Genomic DNA, 17,569 nt, shown 5'->3' on the forward strand with positions numbered 1-17,569 from the left:
GTCTCATGCAGCACACCTCCCCCGGCGCACCCTGCTGGATCGAGCTCGTCACGCCGGACCGGGACAGGGCCGTCGCGTTCTACGGATCCCTGTTCGGCTGGACCGCGGGCGAGGAGTCCGAGGAGTTCGGCGGTTACTCGATGTTCCTCAAGGACGACAAGCCGGTCGCCGGCCTGATGCCCGAGGTCCCGGAGCTGACCGGACCGCCGACCTGGTCCGTCTCGCTCGCGACGCCCGATGCCGAGAAGACCGCGGCCCGCGCCGTGGAGCACGGCGGCTCGGTCGTGGTGCCGCCCATGGAGATCGCCGACCTCGGCACCATGGTCGTGGTCACCGACTCCTCCGGCATGGGCCACGCCGGCTGGCAGGCCGACACCTTCCGCGGCATCGACACCTCCGAGCAGGTCGGTGAGCCGATCTGGTTCGAGGCTTACAGCCAGGCGTTCGCCACCACCCGCGACTTCCTCCGCGACGTGTTCGACTGGCGCATCCAGATGCAGGGGGACTCCGACGAGTTCCGGTATGCCACCAACGGTCCCCAGGAGACGGCGACGGCCGGGCTGATGGACGCCACCATGTTCGGCGAGGGCTTCCAGCCGACCTGGACCTTCTACGTGAAGGTCGACGACATGGACGCGACCGTCGCGAAGGTCGAGGAGCTCGGCGGCACCGTCCTCCAAGGGCCGGACGACACCCCGTACGGCGTGCTCACCGCCGTCGCCGACCCCAACGGTCAGGCGTTCAAGGTGATGGTCCCGCCGCGGGCGCCGTGATCGTCGTCGCCGGTCACCTGCTCCTCGATCCCGACGCCCGCAACGACTACCTCGCGGGCTGTCGGGAGGTCGTCGAGCAGGCACGCGCGGCGGACGGCTGCCTCGACTTCGCGATCTCGGCCGACCTGGTCGATCGCCGCAGGATCAACGTGCTCGAACGGTGGTCGTCCGCCGCAGCGCTCGAGGCGTTCCGCGGCGCGGGCACGAGCGACGACCAGGCATCCGTCGTCAGGCGGCTCAGTGTCGCCGAGTACGACGTCGCGGCCGAGCGGCGCCTCGGTTGACGGCGCCCGCGGACCGGACCGGTTACTGAGCCTCGTCCGGGAGGCCGACGCGCACGTCGTGGCCGGACCGGATCCGGCGGGCGACATCGACGATCCACGCCTCGTCGACCACCTTCAGGCCCCGATCCTGCATCTCGATCCGGAGCCGCTGCTCGACGTCGGTTCCGGCGTGCTCGGTGTAGATGCTGGACGTGGCGTCGACCGCCGCCTGAATCGCCGCACGCACGGCCTCGGGATGGGATTCGGGGTCGGTGATCGCGCTCATGGCACGGTAGTACCCACCATTTCGGCATCGACCCCTGCGGGTTCAGGCACCGAGCCGCTGCAGCTCCTCGTCGACGATCGAGGGGTCGAGCTTGGTGAACACCGGCGTCGGCTTCGCCACTGCCCGACCCACCTCGATCGGATGCCGACCCCAAGACGGGAAGCCCGAGTACTCGCCCGTGATGATCGGGTAGCGACGCTGCGGATCGTCCAGGTCCGTGACCTCCTCGACCCGCGGCATCGGCGCCACCCGCCCCTCGCCACCGAGAGCGCGATCCACCAGGTTCGCCGAGAACGGCAGGAAGGGGCTCAGGACGAGGTTGAGGTCGGCGACGCACTGCGCCGTCACGTGCAGGATCGTGCCGAGGCGCTCTCGCTGCGACTCGTGCTTGAGCTTCCAGGGCTCGTGGTCGGAGACGTACTTGTTCACCTCGCCGACGGCGCGCATCGCCTCACCGACCGCCTGCCTCATCCGGTTCCGGCCGATCAGATCGCCCACCGTGGCGAAGGCAGCCTCGGCGACACCAAGCACCGCCTCGTCCTCCGACGTCAGCGGCCCGGCTGCCGGGACCTCGCCGAAGTTCTTGGCGATCAGGCTCGCGGTCCGGTTGACCAGGTTGCCCCATCCGGCGACGAGCTCGTCGTTGGTACGACGCACGAACTCCGCCCAGGTGAAGTCCGAGTCCTGGTTCTCGGGCCCCGCAGCTGCGACGAAGTAACGGAACGCATCGGGCTGGTAGCGCTCCAGGAGGTCGCGGACGTAGATGACGACCTTCTTGGACGAGGAGAACTTCCGGCCCTCCATCGTCAGGAACTCGGAGGAGACGACCTCGGTGGGCAGGTTCAGCTCGCCGTACTCGCGCGGCGATCCTCCCTTGTCGCCCTTGCCTGCGTAGGCCAGGAGCTCCGCGGGCCAGATCTGCGCGTGGAAGGTGATGTTGTCCTTGCCCATGAAGTAGTAGGAGAGCGCCGCGGCCGCACCGTCGGGCGCCGGGTTCCACCACTCGCGCCAGCGGTCCGGCTCGCCCAGCCGCCGCGCCCACTCGATCGAGGCGGACAGGTAGCCGATGACGGCGTCGAACCAGACGTAGAGCTTCTTCGTCGGGTTGTCGCGCCATCCCTCGAGCGGGACCGTGATGCCCCAGTCGATGTCGCGCGTGATCGCACGCGGCCGGATCTCGTCGAGGATGTTCTTGGAGAATCGGATCACGTTGGGCCGCCACAGGCCGGTGGCCTCACGCTCGTCGAGCCACGCGCCGAGCGCGTCGGCGAGGGCAGGCAGGTCGAGGAAGAAGTGCTGGGTCTCGACGAACTCCGGCGTCTCCCCGTTGATCCGGGATCTCGGGCTCTTCAGGTCCTGGGGGTCGAGCTGGTTGCCGCAGTTGTCGCACTGGTCGCCGCGCGCCCCGTCGTACCCGCAGATCGGGCAGGTGCCCTCGATGTACCGGTCTGGAAGAGTGCGTCCGGTCGAGGGCGAGATGGCGCCGAACGTGGTCTGCTCGAGGAAGTAGCCGTTCTCGTAGACGCCGAGGAAGAGCTCCTGAACCACGGCGTGGTGGTTGCGTGTCGTCGTGCGCGTGTAGAGGTCATAGCTGAGACCGAGCGCGACGAAGTCCTCCACGATCATCCGGTGGTTCTGGTCGGCAAGCTCCTGCGGAGACAGCCCGGCCTCGTCCGCGGCGATCAGGATCGGGGTCCCGTGCTCGTCGGAGCCCGACACCATCAGCACGTCGTTGCCCATCATCCGCTGGTACCGGCTGAACACGTCGGAGGGCACACCGAAACCGGCCACGTGACCGATATGGCGTGGGCCGTTGGCATAGGGCCAGGCGACGGCGGAGAGGACATGGGTCATGGGCACGATCCTAGGGACCGGGGTTCCGCCATCGCCGACCCGATCGACCTAGCTGAAGTCGAGGCTCCCCGAGCGCGAGCGCTTGAGCTCGTAGAAGTACGGGAACTCGGCGACCGCCACGCAGCCGTCCCACAGCCTGCCGGCGGCCTCGCCGCGCGGGATCTTCGACAGGACCGGCCCGAAGAACGCGGAGCCGTTGACGTGGATGGTCGGGGTGCCGACGTCGTCGCCGACCGCGTCCATGCCCTCGTGGTGCGAGCGGGCGACCGCCTCGTCGAAGGAGGAGTCGGTGGCGGCGTCCAGCAGCTCGCGGTCCAGGCCGATCTCCTCGAGCACCTCCGCGATCAGGCCGAGGCCGCCGTCCTCCTCCTTCGCGAGCTGGCGGCCCTCGAGGTGGATCCGCTGACCGAACGCGTCGTACATCGGACGCAGCACCTTGTCGCCGTAACGCCCCTGCGCCGCGACCAGCACGCGGACCGGTCCCCAGGCCGGCGCCAGGAAGTCCCGGTAGCCCTGGGGGATGTCCTTGTCCTTGTTGAGGTACGCGAGGCTCATGACGTGCCAGACGACCTCGATGTCGCGGACCTGCTCGACCTCGAGGATCCAGCGCGAGCTGATCCAGGCGAACGGACAGGCGGGGTCGAACCAGAAGTCGGCGCGGTTCTTCGGGGGGGATTCAGTCATGCCCCGCCAACCTCAGGATGTGCGGCCCCATTCCCGCCCGACGCCGGTCAGCGAACCGTGACGGTCCCGATGGCTCGCCTGGCCGAGGGGACGACGGTCGAGCCGAGGAACCGCGCCACGACCTTGCGCTCACCCCGGTTCTGGGGAACCACGACCCGAGCCCGTCCGTCGACCAGCCGGACGGTGTCGGTCCACCTGCCGACCCGGATGTAGACCTTGCCCAGGACCGGCGCGATCCCCGGCGCGGTCACCCGCACCCGAACGACCGCGCGGCCCCTGCGTCCGTCGGTGGCCAGACGGACGATCCCCGGGCTGGTCACCCGAGCCGTCGCCGAGGGCGCGTCGGTCCATGGCGCGTAGTTCTTGCGCGTGAGGTTGACCTGCGTCGTCACCCGGGAGCCGACGTCCGCCGCGGTCAGCCGGTAGGTCGGCTGACTCGCCCCTGCGATCGGCACACCGTCGCGCATCCACTGGTAGGTCACGGTCGCGTCGGTCGGCGTGTAGGTGCCCGGAGTGGCAGTGAGGAGATGACCGAGCCGGGGCCTGCCCGTGACCGCGAAGGGGGCGCTCACCTCGATGTTGCCCATGAGCACCTCGCCGACCACGACCCTGGGCGCCCAGGCGGTGGTGTAGCCCTCGCTGCGCGCGACCCCGATCACCTTGATCGTCTTGCCGACCAGCTCGGGGGTCAGCACTCGCTTCGGTCCGTAGTGGTCCCTGAGCAGGACGCCGTCGGCGTACCAACGCCAGCGCGGGGCCGTCGGCGCCGCAGGCGCCCACGTGCCGGCCGTCGCGGTCAGCACCTCGTCGACGTACGGCGTGCCGGTGACGACGGGCGGGCTGGTGAGGTCGAAGGTGCCCTTGGCCACGGGCGCCAGCTGCCCGGTCAGCTGCGTGCCGTCGGTGTAGCCGGCGCGCTTGGCCACGACCCGGAATGAGATCCGCTTACCGAGCTCGGCCGGCGTGGGGACGTAGGCGGAGGAGGTGGCGCGCGGGATCGCGACTCCGTTGGCGTACCACTGGTAGGCGAAGCCGAGCGGCCTGACCGACCACGACCCGGCCGTTCCGGTGAGTCTCGTGCCGACCATCGGCGTCCCGCTGATCGTGGGCGGCGCCGTCGGCTTGAGGATCTTGTCGGCGAAGTGGATGAACCCGGTCGGCCAGCGCCCGCTGCTCTTGTGGATGCGGCGCCAGTGGAAGGTGCCGCCCCAGCTGTCCTCGGAGATGATGATCTCCGAGGCGGAGACCACCTTCTCGACGTAGGCCACGTGACCCGCCGAGCCGCTGCCGTTGGAGTAGCGGCCCCACCACGCGACCGCACCCACGTTGGGAGTCTGGTCGGTGATGCGACTCATGTACTTGCCCCACTCGCTGGCGTTGCCGCCCCCGGACCAGGGTCGAGCGGTGGACATGCCGGCCCTGATCATCCGGTAGGCCACGTAGTTGGTGCAGTTGTGGCCGGAGTACATGCGCCAGTACATGCGGTGGTTGACCGCGCCGTAGCCGGCGTCGGAGTAGCCCGCGCTCCGGCAGCCGGAGTAACCACTGCAGAGATAGGTGGTCCCTGCCGATGGAACGACGGGGAGCTCAACGGGCGCGGACGGCCCCGAGAGGACCAGGAGGGTCGCGAGCAGAGCGCTGGTGACGAGCGAGCTCCCCCAGCGCATGGCGATCCCCCGGCAGCGCATGACGAACACCATCGGGCACATTCGCCTCAGAGCGCAACAAAATCCCCTTAATTCCCACGATTCACCGGCGTGTCGCGTTGACTTTCCAGAATTACATCGTTGTGGTTTCCGGTTTACGCCGCTCGGGGACAGGTGAGCCCCGGTTGTCTGACAACCCGGGGCGGATGCAAGGATGACGGCCATGCCCGGCACCAACCTCACCCGCGACGAGGCGGCGACCCGCGCCGCCCTGGTCGACGTGACGTCGTACGTCATCGACCTCGACCTGACCCGCGCCACCGAGGAGGGCGTCGAGACCTTCGGCTCGACGACGACCCTGACCTTCACCTGCCGGGAGCCGGGCCAGGCGACCTTCGCCGACCTGGTGGACGCGACGATCCACGAGATCACGCTGAACGGGGAGAGCCTCGACCCCGCGACGTCGTACGTCGACAGCCGGATCACGCTGCCCGACCTGCAGGCCGAGAACGTCCTGGTCGTCGCGGCCGAGTGCGCCTACTCGAACTCCGGCGAAGGTCTCCACCACTTCGTGGACCCCGCCGACGGCAAGGTGTACCTGTACTCGCAGTTCGAGGTGCCGGACGCCCGCCGGGTGTACACCACCTTCGAGCAGCCCGACCTCAAGGCTCCGTTCACGTTCAACGTGACCGCGCCCGCCCACTGGAAGGTCGTCTCCAATGCCCCGACCCCGGTGCCCACACCGGCCGGCGACGGCGTGGCGCTGTGGAGCTTCCCGCCGACCCAGCCGATGTCGACGTACATCACCGCGGTCGTCGCCGGTGACTACTACGAGGTCCAGGACGTCTACGAGGGGAAGTTCGGCAGCATCCCACTGGGCCACTACTGCCGCCAGTCCCTCAAGGAGTTCCTCCACCGCGACCGCGAGGAGATCGTCACCCTCACCAAGCAGGGTTTCGAGTTCTTCGAGGACGCCTTCGAGTACCCCTACCCGTTCGGCAAGTACGACCAGCTCTACGTGCCGGAGTACAACATGGGCGCGATGGAGAACGCCGGCTGCGTGACGCTGCGCGACGAGTACCTCCCGCGCTCCCGCCAGCCGCGCTCCTTCTACGAGTTCCGCGCGTCGGTGATCCTGCACGAGATGGCGCACATGTGGTTCGGCGACCTCGTGACCATGCGCTGGTGGGACGACCTGTGGCTCAACGAGTCCTTCGCGGAGTGGGCCTGCTACCACGCCGAGGCGATGGCCACGACGTACACCGACGCCTGGACCGGCTTCACCAACGCCCGCAAGCAGACCGGCTACCGCGCGGATTCGCTGCCGTCGACGCACCCGATCGCCGCCGACAACCATGACCTGCACGCGGTCGAGGTGAACTTCGACATGATCACCTACGCGAAGGGGGCGGCTGTCCTCAAGCAGCTCGTCGCGTGGGTCGGGCTCGAGCCGTTCCTGGCGGGCCTGCGGCAGTACTTCCAGGACCACGAGTTCGGGAACACCGAGTTCAGCGACCTCCTCACGGCCCTCGAGAAGGCCTCCGGGCGCGAGCTCTCCAGCTGGGCGCGTGAGTGGCTGCAGACGGCGGGCACCAACACCCTCTCCCCCGAGTTCGAGCTCGACGCCGACGGCGCCTATACGTCGTTCGCCGTACGCCAGACCGCGCCCGTCGACCATCCGACCCTGCGGCGGCACCGGATCGGGATCGGGTTCTACAACAGCGTCGACCAGGATGCCGAAGCGGGCCGCCTGGTCCGCACCGACTACGTCGAGGTCGACGTCGACGACGAGACCACGACGATCCCGGAGCTGGTCGGCAAGGCGCAGCCCGAGCTGCTGCTCCTCAACGACCAGGACCTCGCGTTCGCGAAGATCCGCCTCGACGCACGGTCGCTGGCCACCGCCATCGACCGGCTCTCCGACCTCGACGACTCGCTGACCCGGGCCCTCATCTGGGGCGCCGCCTGGGACATGACCCGCGACGCAGAGCTGGCGGCCAGCGACTTCGCGGCGCTGGTGCTGGGCAACATCGACGCCGAGACCGACTCCTGGGGCGTCAGCCGGATCCCGGTCTACGGCGCCCAGGCGGTCAACCTCTACAGCGCCCCGGCGAAGCGGGCGGAGCTCGCCGCACGCTGGGAGCACGGCCTGCGCGAGCTGCTGGAGCGTGCCGAGCCGGGCACCGACCACCAGCTCACGTTCGCCCGCTCCTACGCCGCCGCGGCGCGCAGCGAGGAGGCCATCGCCGATCTCCAGGCTGTGCTCGACGGTTCGCTGGTGTTCGACGGCCTCGCTGTCGACCAGGACCTGCGGTGGGCCCTGATCACCCACCTCGCACGCGTGGGCCGGGTCGACGACACCCGGGTCGACGCCGAGCTCGAGAACGACAACACCATCTCGGGCCAGGAGAAGGCGGCGGCGGCCCGCGCCGCGATGCCCACGCCGGCCGCGAAGGAACGGGCCTGGAAGCAGGCCATGCTCGACCCGTCGGTCCCGAACGAGACCGCCCGCAGTGTCGTCTACGCGTTCATGCAGCCGGGCCAGGAGGCGGTCCTCGAGCCTTACGTCGACGCCTACCTCGCGGAGGCCGGGAACGCCTGGGACCGCCTGGGTTCCCAGAAGGCGTCCGTGGCGCTCGAGCACATCTTCCCACGGGTGCTCGCGACACAGGACACGCTCGACAAGGTCGACGCGTGGCTTGCGGAGAACGCCGACACGGTCAACCCGGGCGCCGTTCGCTACGTCCGCGAGGGCCGCGCCGACGTGGCCAGGGCACTCGCTGCACAGAAGAAGGACGCGGAGTAGCGCTCAGTCCTTGGCGAGCGTGCCGAGGAGGTCGATCCCCTCGGAGAGGCCACCGGCGAGGTCCCCCGCCGCGAAGCGGTCGATCATCACCGCGACCGCCTGGCGGGACTCCTCGTCGGTGAGCCGCCGGCGGACGTGGCCGCCGGTGACGATCTCGACCACCTGGCGCTGCGGGTCGACCATGACGAGCACGCTGCGGGAGGGCGCGACCAGGGTGTTGTGAAGACTGGTCGCGAACGCCCGCGCATCGCCCTCGGCGGTGCCGACGAACACCGAGATCTCGGCGCGGCAGGCCTGCTCGGCCCTGCGGATCGTCGCGTCGAGCGCCGCGCGCTCGGCGGCGGTCAGGGCGCCGTTGCTGCTCATGGCTGCTGGCTACCAGCTGCCGCCGGCGCCGCCGGCCTTCGAGTCCTCGGTGTCCGGGGCTGCGAGCTCGTCGGGCGCCTTCCGCGGGCCGCCGAGCCACTGGTTCTCCGGTTCGAGCGCGTCGGGGCTGAGGTCCTCGCCGCGGGCCAGGGCCGGGGCGACGAACAGCAGCGTGATCACCACGAAGACCAGCAACGGGATGCCACCGAGGACCAGCAGCGCCTCGAGGACGTCGATGTCCGGCTTGGGCTCCCAGTCCCCGTTGCGGGGCTCGGGGGTGTCGGCGGAACCCGGGCCCGCTGTCGCGAGAACGATCAGCGCGCTCATGCCCACCAGGGACAGGGCGCCGAGGACGCGTCGTACGGCATTGCTGGTCACGGGAAGAGGATATCGGCACCCGCGCCCGTACGGCCGGGTGGTCGGGTCGGCGGACTCGACCACCTTTGCGACACTGGGCGGATGCAGTCCTCCTACCTGTCCCTCCTCGCTGCTGAATCACCCTGTGACGACGGTGCCCAGGTCTGCGACCTGGCCTGGGACTGGACCGGGAACGCGCGGTTCGCCGAGTGGTCCGACGTGCTGATCGGGACCCCGCTCGCCATCATCGGGCTGCTCCTGTTGGCCTTCGCCATCCGCTGGCTGCTCCACAAGGTCGTCGACCGGATCGCCAACCGCGCCGAGAAGGGCATGCTGCCCGACCGCGCCGACGCGGCAGTGGCCGCCCGGCGCAAGCAGCGTGCGGGCACCATGAGCGGCGTCCTGAAGAGCATCGTCACCTTCATCGTGCTGGCCGTCGTCGGCACCATGGTCCTCAGCGAGCTCGGCGTCGACATCGCCCCGATCATCGCGAGCGCGGGCATCATCGGCATCGCACTCGGCTTCGGCGCCCAGTCACTGGTGAAGGACTTCCTCGCCGGCATCTTCATCTTCATCGAGGACCAGTACGGCGTCGGCGACGTCGTCGACCTCGGCGAGGCGACCGGGACGGTGGAGGTCGTGACGCTGAGGATGACCCGGCTTCGCGACATCAACGGCACGGTCTGGTACGTCCCCAATGGCGAGATCGTGAGGGTCGGCAACCAGAGCCAGAACTGGGCGCGTGCCGTCGTCGACGTCGGCGTCGGATACGGCGAGGACCTGGCCCGCGTACAGCGGGTCCTGCGAGAGATCGCCCACGACCTGTGGGAGGACGAGGACTTCCGCGGCCTGATCATCGAGGAGCCGGAGGTGACCGGCGTGGAGATGCTGGCTGCCGACTCGGTCACGATCCGGGTCATGGTGAAGACCGCGCCGCTCGAGCAGTGGGCCGTGGCGCGCGCCCTGCGGCAGCGGATCAAGGCGAGGTTCGACTACGAGGGGATCGAGATCCCGTTCGCCCAGCGCGTGGTGTGGCACCGTGAGGACCGCAGGCAGGGCCGTGGGGACGGCGCCGCGGGGGGCGCCGAGCCGGCCCCTGTCGGCACCGAGGGATGATGGTCAGCGTGAGCGACGAGGTGACCTTCTTCGACGAGATCGGCGGGTTCGAGACCTTCCGGCGGATCGTGTCGAGGTTCTACGAGGGCGTCGCCGAGGACGAGGTGCTCCGGCCGATGTATCCGGAGGCGGACCTGAGCGCCGCCGAGGAGCGGTTCCTTCACTTCCTGGTGCAGTACTGGGGTGGCCCGACGACGTACTCCGACCAACGCGGCCATCCACGGCTGAGGATGCGACACGCGCCGTTCTCGGTGAACCTCGAGGCGCGCGACCGCTGGCTGGGCCACTTCCGGGCGGCGCTGGACAGCGTGGAGCTGACACCCGAGCAGGACGCGCGCTTCTGGGACTACGTGACCCACGCCGCCACCTTCATGGTGAACACACCCGGCTGATCCGACTCGGCTCGTGCGGAAAAGAAAACCCGATGAGATGTAACGCCACGGGTACCTCGTGACGAGTACAGCATGTGGGGCCACACGGCTCCCTACCGTGACGCGTCACGGTGACCACTCTCAAAAGAGATGCAGATGACCCGGCCGGACTGGATCAAGACGCTGCGCGCAGACGTGCGCCCAGCTGATCCGGACCCGGCGCTGCTCGCGCAGTTGGTCCGACTGAGCCGAGGCTCAGTGGCTCCGGTTGCGCGACTGGGTCGGTCGGTTGGTGCTCGACTTGCGTTTGCGCTGGGGGGTGTGATCGCAGTCGGTGCCACCTCGTGGGCTGCAGGTGCCCTGCCAGGAACGGATTCTCCGTTCCGCCCTGAGGAGCACGTCACGCACCAACCGACCGGCCCTTCCCCTGGGAACGTCGGGACCCCACAGCCCGACGAGTCCGTGTCACCCGCCGGCGAGCCGACCCCCTCGCCGCCGGCGGGTGACTCTCGGGAGTCGCTGCCTCCCGACAGGCACATTCCGGCCCACGTGGGCGACCCGCCCGGGGTGCCGGTCGACCTCCCCGACACCCCCGGCTCCCCCTACATTCCCGACGTCCCGACGGTCTCCCCGCCGGGACTCGAGCACTTTCCGGGCGTACACCCGGTGGGTCCGCCTGATCGGGACCACGTCCCGGCAGCGCCCGCGCGCGACAGCGGCCCCGGCGAGCGCCGCTCCCCCCGGCCGCGGAATGCGCAGGTGGCCCCGGCCCGTTGACCACAGATGACGACGTCGTCGCCGCTGCGAAGCGAGGCGACCCCGATGCTTGGCGTGAGCTCTACCGGGCTCACGCCAATCGTCTATTGGTCTGGCTGCAGTCCCGTTGGTCCGGCGACGAGAGCCCGGAGGACATCGCGTCGGCCACCTGGCTCGTCGCGGCGGAGAAGATCGCGGGGTTCCACGGGAACAGCGAGGAGTTCGCCGGCTGGCTGTTCGGCATCGCGCGCAACCACGCGGCCAACGTCCGCCGCCGGGCGGCGCGACGCGACGCGGTCTCGTTCGAGGACGACGCTCAGGCGATCGCCCCGGGACCCGAGCCCGCCGCGAGCGGCGACGACTGGACCCGCCGCATCCTGGCCACCCTGCCCGAGCGCGAGCGGGACGTGCTGACCTGTCGCGAGGTGCTCGACATGGACGTAGCCACCACGGCCGCTGCGCTCGGGATCAGCCCGGTCGCCGTACGCGTCGCCCACCACCGCGCCCTGAAACGGCTCCGCGGCCAGGTGACCGACAGGCACACCGAGTGACCCGAGGGATGAGCGCCGGAAAGAGATCTCCGCAGGACGTAACAACGCACCGGGCCGCCTACATGTAGAGGGTGGAGGCAGGTCCCGCTCAGGCGTGGGGCTGACTCGAGCGAATCCCCCACTACTGATGGAACACACCACGTCATGACGAGTCAGCACCGGATCGAGAGGCTCCGCGTCGACGCACCGACGCTCGAGCCTGACTCGGCGCTCCTCGGCATGCTCGCCGACCTGAGCGCGAGCTCACGGCCGGCCACACCCCGAACGGCTCGGTCAACCGGACTCCGGATCATCGCTTCGACGGCCTCCGTGGCCGTCATTGCAGCGGCGACCTGGGCAGCGGGCATCCAGATCGGCGCGGAGACCCCACTCTCGCCCGCCGATCGCCCCTCCCAGCAGGAGATCTCCGGACAGCCGAGCCCTGGAGACGTCGGAACCCCACATCCCGACGTATCCGCGCCCGGCAGCCCCCCGTCCCCGGGGCTGCCGGGCACAAGCGCCACCGCCGCCGAGCGCGCGGTCGACCTTGCCGAGCCGGAACCCCCGGCCGAGACCCCCAGGCGCGCCGCGAAGTCGACGACGACGAACGGCAAGCTGACCGCCAACCCCGGCAAGGGCCGCCGTGCCGGCCAGCCGACCGAGCACGGCGCAGGCTTCGGGTACCCGCCCCCCACCCGTCACCCGCAGGGGCTCGGCACACCTCGGCGCGTCCGTCCTCACGACCAGAGCGCGGCGCCCCGCTCCTCGGTGTCGCGTGGCGCCGACGCGCGCCGGGGTGACAACCCTGGCCGGCGTGGCTGGGGCAAGAGGAATCGCTGAGACCCGGGCAGACGTCAGGCCAAGAACAAGCGACAATGAGTAGCGATGACCCGGTCAGCTGCCCGGGTCGCGTCGGCCATAGGGGGAGCACGTCCGTTGCGCACCGACGACGAGGTCGTCGCCGCTGCGAAGCGCGGCGACCCCAGCGCATGGGCTGAGCTCTACCGCGCGCATGCGGGTCGCCTGCTGGTGTGGCTGGAAGCGCGCTCCGTCCCGGGCGGCGAGGCCCCTGACGACCTGGCCGCGGCCACGTGGCTGGTCGCCGCTGAGCGGATCGCCGACTTCTCAGGCACCTCCTCGGACTTCGCGGGCTGGCTGTTCGGCATCGCGCGCAACCACGCCTCCAACGCGTGGCGCCGCTCCAGCACCCGCGCGCGCGGCCTCGAGGCACTCGGGACGGGGTCCGAGCAGCATCTGCCCGGCCCGGAGCACCGCCTGATCGCGGACGAGTGGGTCCAGCAGGCCCTGGCCGGTCTCCCGCCCAAGGAGCGCGATGTCATCGCCTGCCTGGAGGTCCTGGACCTCGACATCGCGACCACGGCAGAGGCGCTCGGGATGAGCGCGGTCGCGGTCCGGGTGGCGCGGCACCGGGCGCTGAGGCGGCTGCGCGGGACGCTGGTCCACCACAGCTCGTGGTCCGCGCACGTCGAGCCCACCGCGACAACGGACTAGAACGCGTTCTATTCTCCTCGGCATGACGCTGCTCGTGTCCGACGAGAACCGGGTCCGCACCCTCGTCCTGGACCGCCCCGAAGCCCTGAACGCCTTCAACGAGGAGCTGTACGACGCCCTGACGGACGCGCTCCTCGCAGCCGCCGACGACTCGTCGGTCGCAGTGGTGCTGCTGAGCGGGAACGGTCGGGCCTTCAGTGCGGGCACCGACCTGCTCGAGATGCAGCAGATCGCCACGGACCCCGGCTTCGAGCGCGGCAAGCACGGGTTCGTCGGCCTGGTCGACGCGCTCGTGGACTTCCCCAAGCCGCTGCTCGTCGCGGTCAACGGCCTTGCCTTGGGCATCGGGGCGACCATCCTCGGCTTCGCCGACCTGGCCTTCATGTCCACCTCTGCGCGGCTCAAGTGCCCGTTCACGTCATTGGGCGTCGCGCCGGAGGCGGCGTCGTCGTACCTCTTCCCGGCGCTGGTCGGGCGGCAGGACGCCGCGTGGGCGCTGCTCTCGGCCGAGTGGATCAGCGCGCAGGAGGCGCGGGAGATGGGACTGGTCTGGCGCCTGTGCGAGCCCGAGGACCTCCTGCCCGAGGCGCGGCGTCACGCTGGTCTGCTGGCGGCACGGCCGATCTCGTCGCTGGTGGCGGTGAAGCACACCATGACCGAGCCGCACCGGGCGGCGATCCGCGCGGCGCGCGAGCGGGAGAACGCCGCATTCGCCGAGCTGATGGGTGGCCCGGCCAACCTCGAGGCACTCACGGCGTTCGCGGAGGACCGTCAGCCCGACTTCACGGGGCTGCCGGCGGGATGGTGAGAGGTGCCCCGAGCACCTCCGCGATCGCCTCGCGGTAGCCCTGCGGCGGCGCGACCGACCGTTGTGCCCCCTGGTCGAAGAAGACCAGGACCACACGCGAGCGCGCCAGCACCCCGTGGCGGCCGGTGTCGCCGGACGCGTCGACGAGCTCCGACTCGATGGTCATCGACCGGGTTCCGATCCTGGAGACCACCGACCAGCAGTCGTAGGGCTCGGGGCGCAGCAGCATCGGCGCGACGTACTCGAGGTCGGTCTGGGCGACGACGACGTTGATCCGCGGGAAGTCTCGCAGCGCGTCCTTGAGCTTCAGGAAGACGCCGATCCGCGCCTCCTGGAAGTACTCGAAGTACTTCACGTTGTTGACGTGGCGGTAGATGTCGATGTCGGAGAACCGGACGTGCACCGGGTACCGCTCCGCCCGGTCACGCGGGACGTCGACGAGGACCGGCCTGGACCGGGGCCCGGCCTCCTCCGCGTAGGGCGCCAGAGCGTTCCGCTCCTGGTCGGTGAGCCGTCGAGGCTCGCCGGCGTGATGAACGAAGGGCGCGAGCACCGAGCGCGCCCGCAGGTAGACGGCGCGGGTGCCGTCGGGACGCTCGTGGAAGATCTCGTGGTCGAGGGTGAAGCTCACCGCTCGGACCTCCGTCACCCACGACTCGACCACGGCCGGCTCCAGCCCGAACATCATCGGCGCAAGGAACGTGACCTCGTGCCGGACGACGACGTAACCCTCGTTCTCCTGCCGCTCGACGCCGGCGGCGGCGAGCAGATCGTCGAAGAGCGCGCCGCGCGCCTCCTGGAGGTAGTCGACGTAGCGCACGTTGTTCACGTGGCCGAGCTGGTCCAGGTCGGCCCAGCGCAGAGGGCAGTGATAGCGATGCCGCACGGGTGCATCGTTCCACGGCGCCTTCGGCCGGTGGGTGCGGACCCGGCCCCTACGGACCGGATGTGGGATTCGCCACGACTGCAACGTGTTGCAGGGCGGCCGCACTAGTCTGGGCGGATTCCCGACTTCGCCCACTCACCGAGGAGTGTCCATGCCTGAGGCCGTCATCGTTTCTGCCGCCCGAACCCCGATCGGACGCGCCAACAAGGGCTCCCTGAAGGAGTTCCGGCCCGACGACCTCACCGCGTTCATCGCCAAGGCGGCGCTGGACAAGGTCTTGGCCCTGGACCCCAACGAGGTCGACGACTTCCTGCTCGGCTGCGGCCTCCCCGGCGGCGAGTCGGGCAACAACATGGCTCGCGTCGTGACCTCCCTCATGGGCTACGAGATTCCCGGCGCCACCATCACCCGTTACTGCTCCTCCTCGGTGCAGACCTCCCGGATGGCGTTCCACGCGATCAAGGCCGGCGAAGGCGATGTGTTCATCTCAGCCGGTGTCGAGACGGTGTCGCGGTTCCAGTTCGGAACGTCCGACCACATCCCGAACACCAAGAACCCCCTCTTCGAGGACGCCCAGCAGCGCACCCAGGAGTACGCCCAGGGCGGCCAGGACTGGCACGACCCGCGGGAGGACGGGCTGCTGCCCGACATCTACATCGCGATGGGTCAGACGGCGGAGAACGTCGCTCGGATGCGCGGCCTCAAGCGCGAGGACCTCGACCACTTCGGCGTGCGTTCGCAGAACCTCGCGGAGAAGGCGATCAACGACGGCTTCTGGGAGCGCGAGATCACGCCGGTGACGCTGGCCGACGGCACCGTCGTCTCGAGCGACGACGGCCCGCGTGCCGGCGTGACCTACGACGCGGTCAAGGACCTGAAGCCCGTCTTCCGGCCCGATGGTGTCGTCACCGCCGCGAACTGCTGCCCGCTCAACGACGGCGCCGCCGCGGTCGTGATCATGTCCGACACCAAGGCCGCGGAGCTCGGCCTGACCCCGCTCGCCCGGATCGTCTCCACGGGCGTCTCGGGCCTCTCCCCCGAGATCATGGGCCTCGGCCCGGTCGAGGCCAGCAGGAACGCGCTCAGGTACGCCGGCATGACCATCGACGACATCGACCTGGTCGAGATCAACGAAGCCTTCGCCGCGCAGGTCCTGCCGTCCGCCGAGGACCTCGGAGTCGACATGGACAAGCTGAACGTCAACGGCGGCGCGATCGCGATCGGCCACCCGTTCGGCATGACCGGCGCGCGGCTGCAGAACACGATGCTCAACTCACTGCAGTGGCACGACAAGTCGACCGGCCTGATCACGATGTGCGTCGGTGGAGGCCAGGGCATGGCGATGATCCTCGAGCGGATCGCCTGAGCCTTGTCGGTGGGCCGTAGCCTCCGTCGCATGAGCGCGGAGGTTCGGCCCGCAGTCGTTCTGGCGGACGTGCGCACCCTGGTCGGCCCGAAGCGGCCCGACGCCAGCGTCTGCTGGTGCCTCAGCTACCGCATCCCGTCGAAGGTCAACAAGGAGCTCGTCGGCCCGGCACGCGGCGAGTACGTCGCCCGGCTGCTGCAGCAGGGCCCGCTCGGCGTCCTCGCGTACGACGACGGCGAGCCGGTCGGATGGGCGGCCGTCGCGCCCCGTGCCGACACCTCCTTCGCTCGCAGCCGCAAGATCCCCCGGGTCGACGACCTTCCGGTCTGGTCGCTGTGGTGCATCCGGGTTCGCCCCGGCCACCGAGGCAAGGGCCTGTCGCACACCCTGATCCGCGGCGCCGTGGAGTTCGCGCGCGAGCGGGGCGCTCCGGCGGTCGAGGCCTACCCGCTCGACAACCAGGGAGCCAGGGTCGACCTGACGATGGCCTACGCCGGTCTTCGTCCGAACTTCGAGGCCGCCGGGTTCCGCTACGTCACCGACACGTCGTCGGTGCTCAGTGGCCACCCGCGCGTCCTGATGCGGTACGACCTGGCCTGAACGGCGAGGTCGGCGATAGCGCCACCCTGTGGATAAGGGTCACCTACACTGGCGCGGTGGATCATCGAGACTCCGAGCCCGCGTCGTCAGACGGCGAACCTCGTTGGCTCGACGACGGACAGCAGCGGACGTGGCGAGCGTTCATGCTCGGCACCACGCTGCTGCTCGACCGGATCGACGTGGACCTGCGACGCTCGCACGGCATCTCCGCCGTGGAGTACGAGATCCTGGTCCGCCTCTCCGAGGCCGGAGGGCAGCTCCGGATGGCGCGTCTGGCGGCTGCGCTCGCCCATAGCCGCAGCCGGGTCACCCACACGGTGAAGCGGATGGAGGGTGCCGGCCTCGTGCTGCGCACCGAGTCACCCGAGGACGGCCGGGGTGTGATCGCCCAGCTCACCACGACGGGATCGAAGCTGCTCGCCACGGCGGCGCCGAGCCACGTCGAGACGGTGCGGCAGTACTTCGTCGACCTCGCCGACCAGGAGGACTTCGCCGCCCTGGGGCGAGTGATGGACGCAGTCGCCGACCGGCTGATCGCCGACCACCCGGAGCGCGAGCTCCGCCGGTAGCGCGGCGCGTTCCGGCCCGC

At 70.0% G+C, this 17,569-nt stretch carries 19 protein-coding genes; 12 read left to right on the forward strand and 7 right to left on the reverse strand.

Annotation, left to right across the window (positions count from 1 at the left end; all coding sequences use genetic code 11):
• Positions 1–5 precede the first annotated feature (5 nt).
• The gene (locus E7Z54_RS07425) at positions 6–773 is read left to right on the forward strand and encodes a VOC family protein (RefSeq protein WP_136432437.1); all 768 of its coding nucleotides are present in this window, start codon (positions 6–8) and stop codon (positions 771–773) included.
• Positions 770–1,057 (forward strand): putative quinol monooxygenase, encoded by a 288-nt coding sequence (locus E7Z54_RS07430; protein ID WP_136432438.1) that lies wholly within the window; start codon positions 770–772, stop codon positions 1,055–1,057. Before E7Z54_RS07425 ends, E7Z54_RS07430 begins: the two co-directional genes overlap by 4 nt.
• Positions 1,058–1,079: 22 nt before the next feature.
• On the opposite strand, the gene E7Z54_RS07435 is transcribed toward E7Z54_RS07430, so the two are convergent.
• From E7Z54_RS07435 to E7Z54_RS07450, 4 genes are read right to left on the reverse strand one after another with little or no spacing between them, the layout of a single operon-like run.
• A complete protein-coding gene (locus E7Z54_RS07435) occupies positions 1,080–1,322 on the reverse strand; it encodes a hypothetical protein (protein WP_136432440.1) in 243 nt (80 codons plus the stop codon).
• Between the two features lie 42 nt (positions 1,323–1,364).
• Complete coding sequence (metG, locus tag E7Z54_RS07440) at positions 1,365–3,176, reverse strand: methionine--tRNA ligase (protein WP_136432442.1); 1,812 nt, start codon at positions 3,174–3,176, stop codon at positions 1,365–1,367.
• A gap of 48 nt (positions 3,177–3,224) precedes the next feature.
• On the reverse strand, positions 3,225–3,860 hold the full coding sequence (locus E7Z54_RS07445) for a DsbA family protein (RefSeq protein WP_136432444.1): 636 nt from the start codon (positions 3,858–3,860) through the stop codon (positions 3,225–3,227).
• Positions 3,861–3,907: 47 nt separating this feature from the next.
• The gene (locus E7Z54_RS07450; RefSeq protein ID WP_168798211.1) at positions 3,908–5,560 is read right to left on the reverse strand and encodes a CHAP domain-containing protein; all 1,653 of its coding nucleotides are present in this window, start codon (positions 5,558–5,560) and stop codon (positions 3,908–3,910) included.
• Positions 5,561–5,729: 169 nt separating this feature from the next.
• On the opposite strand from E7Z54_RS07450, the gene pepN reads away from it, so the two are divergent.
• Positions 5,730–8,312, forward strand: a complete 2,583-nt coding sequence (pepN, locus tag E7Z54_RS07455; RefSeq protein WP_136432448.1) for an aminopeptidase N — start codon at positions 5,730–5,732, stop codon at positions 8,310–8,312.
• A gap of 3 nt (positions 8,313–8,315) precedes the next feature.
• Here pepN and E7Z54_RS07460 read toward each other — a convergent pair whose 3' ends face one another.
• Both E7Z54_RS07460 and E7Z54_RS07465 read right to left on the reverse strand, forming a co-directional pair.
• Positions 8,316–8,678 (reverse strand): TPM domain-containing protein, encoded by a 363-nt coding sequence (locus tag E7Z54_RS07460; protein WP_136432450.1) that lies wholly within the window; start codon positions 8,676–8,678, stop codon positions 8,316–8,318.
• Positions 8,679–8,687: 9 nt separating this feature from the next.
• Complete coding sequence (locus E7Z54_RS07465; protein ID WP_136432452.1) at positions 8,688–9,056, reverse strand: hypothetical protein; 369 nt, start codon at positions 9,054–9,056, stop codon at positions 8,688–8,690.
• Positions 9,057–9,137: 81 nt separating this feature from the next.
• On the opposite strand from E7Z54_RS07465, the gene E7Z54_RS07470 reads away from it, so the two are divergent.
• From E7Z54_RS07470 to E7Z54_RS07495, 6 genes are all read left to right on the forward strand, one after another.
• Positions 9,138–10,151: a mechanosensitive ion channel family protein gene (locus E7Z54_RS07470; protein ID WP_136432454.1), complete on the forward strand. Its 1,014-nt coding sequence runs from the start codon at positions 9,138–9,140 to the stop codon at positions 10,149–10,151.
• Positions 10,152–10,159: 8 nt separating this feature from the next.
• Positions 10,160–10,543, forward strand: coding sequence for a globin (locus E7Z54_RS07475; RefSeq protein ID WP_240769565.1), 384 nt, complete (start codon positions 10,160–10,162; stop codon positions 10,541–10,543).
• 752 nt (positions 10,544–11,295) lie between these two features.
• Complete coding sequence (locus tag E7Z54_RS07480; RefSeq protein WP_136432458.1) at positions 11,296–11,829, forward strand: RNA polymerase sigma factor; 534 nt, start codon at positions 11,296–11,298, stop codon at positions 11,827–11,829.
• Positions 11,830–11,973: 144 nt separating this feature from the next.
• Entirely contained in the window at positions 11,974–12,648 is a 675-nt protein-coding gene (locus E7Z54_RS07485) for a hypothetical protein (RefSeq protein WP_136432460.1), read from the forward strand.
• A gap of 45 nt (positions 12,649–12,693) precedes the next feature.
• On the forward strand, positions 12,694–13,320 hold the full coding sequence (locus E7Z54_RS07490; protein ID WP_136432461.1) for an RNA polymerase sigma factor: 627 nt from the start codon (positions 12,694–12,696) through the stop codon (positions 13,318–13,320).
• 22 nt (positions 13,321–13,342) lie between these two features.
• A complete protein-coding gene (locus E7Z54_RS07495; protein ID WP_136432463.1) occupies positions 13,343–14,128 on the forward strand; it encodes an enoyl-CoA hydratase/isomerase family protein in 786 nt (261 codons plus the stop codon).
• Here the strand turns inward: E7Z54_RS07495 and E7Z54_RS07500 are convergent.
• Complete coding sequence (locus E7Z54_RS07500) at positions 14,103–15,014, reverse strand: acyl-CoA thioesterase (protein ID WP_136432464.1); 912 nt, start codon at positions 15,012–15,014, stop codon at positions 14,103–14,105. The genes E7Z54_RS07495 and E7Z54_RS07500 overlap by 26 nt on opposite strands.
• A gap of 151 nt (positions 15,015–15,165) precedes the next feature.
• On the opposite strand from E7Z54_RS07500, the gene E7Z54_RS07505 reads away from it, so the two are divergent.
• The 3 genes from E7Z54_RS07505 to E7Z54_RS07515 are packed head-to-tail and all read left to right on the forward strand — an operon-like array spanning position 15,166 to position 17,549.
• Positions 15,166–16,380, forward strand: a complete 1,215-nt coding sequence (locus E7Z54_RS07505; RefSeq protein WP_136432466.1) for an acetyl-CoA C-acetyltransferase — start codon at positions 15,166–15,168, stop codon at positions 16,378–16,380.
• A gap of 30 nt (positions 16,381–16,410) precedes the next feature.
• The gene (locus tag E7Z54_RS07510; protein WP_136432468.1) at positions 16,411–16,980 is read left to right on the forward strand and encodes a GNAT family N-acetyltransferase; all 570 of its coding nucleotides are present in this window, start codon (positions 16,411–16,413) and stop codon (positions 16,978–16,980) included.
• Positions 16,981–17,036: 56 nt separating this feature from the next.
• On the forward strand, positions 17,037–17,549 hold the full coding sequence (locus E7Z54_RS07515; protein WP_240769566.1) for a MarR family winged helix-turn-helix transcriptional regulator: 513 nt from the start codon (positions 17,037–17,039) through the stop codon (positions 17,547–17,549).
• Positions 17,550–17,569: the final 20 nt, after the last annotated feature.

The organism is Nocardioides sp., assembly GCF_004803405.1.
GTDB lineage: Bacteria > Actinomycetota > Actinomycetes > Propionibacteriales > Nocardioidaceae > Nocardioides > Nocardioides vastitatis.

Excerpts from the sequence above, each read along its gene's own strand:
- E7Z54_RS07445 (WP_136432444.1), bottom strand. The coding sequence starts at position 3,860 with ATGACTGAATCCCCCCCGAAGAACCGCGCCGACTTCTGGTTCGACCCC.
- E7Z54_RS07450 (WP_168798211.1), bottom strand. The coding sequence starts at position 5,560 with ATGGTGTTCGTCATGCGCTGCCGGGGGATCGCCATGCGCTGGGGGAGC.
- E7Z54_RS07425 (WP_136432437.1), top strand. The coding sequence starts at position 6 with ATGCAGCACACCTCCCCCGGCGCACCCTGCTGGATCGAGCTCGTCACG.
- E7Z54_RS07470 (WP_136432454.1), top strand. The coding sequence starts at position 9,138 with ATGCAGTCCTCCTACCTGTCCCTCCTCGCTGCTGAATCACCCTGTGAC.
- E7Z54_RS07510 (WP_136432468.1), top strand. The coding sequence starts at position 16,411 with ATGAGCGCGGAGGTTCGGCCCGCAGTCGTTCTGGCGGACGTGCGCACC.
- metG (WP_136432442.1), bottom strand. The coding sequence starts at position 3,176 with ATGACCCATGTCCTCTCCGCCGTCGCCTGGCCCTATGCCAACGGCCCA.
- E7Z54_RS07435 (WP_136432440.1), bottom strand. The coding sequence starts at position 1,322 with ATGAGCGCGATCACCGACCCCGAATCCCATCCCGAGGCCGTGCGTGCG.
- pepN (WP_136432448.1), top strand. The coding sequence starts at position 5,730 with ATGCCCGGCACCAACCTCACCCGCGACGAGGCGGCGACCCGCGCCGCC.
- E7Z54_RS07505 (WP_136432466.1), top strand. The coding sequence starts at position 15,166 with ATGCCTGAGGCCGTCATCGTTTCTGCCGCCCGAACCCCGATCGGACGC.
- E7Z54_RS07460 (WP_136432450.1), bottom strand. The coding sequence starts at position 8,678 with ATGAGCAGCAACGGCGCCCTGACCGCCGCCGAGCGCGCGGCGCTCGAC.
- E7Z54_RS07490 (WP_136432461.1), top strand. The coding sequence starts at position 12,694 with ATGACCCGGTCAGCTGCCCGGGTCGCGTCGGCCATAGGGGGAGCACGT.
- E7Z54_RS07495 (WP_136432463.1), top strand. The coding sequence starts at position 13,343 with ATGACGCTGCTCGTGTCCGACGAGAACCGGGTCCGCACCCTCGTCCTG.
- E7Z54_RS07485 (WP_136432460.1), top strand. The coding sequence starts at position 11,974 with ATGACGAGTCAGCACCGGATCGAGAGGCTCCGCGTCGACGCACCGACG.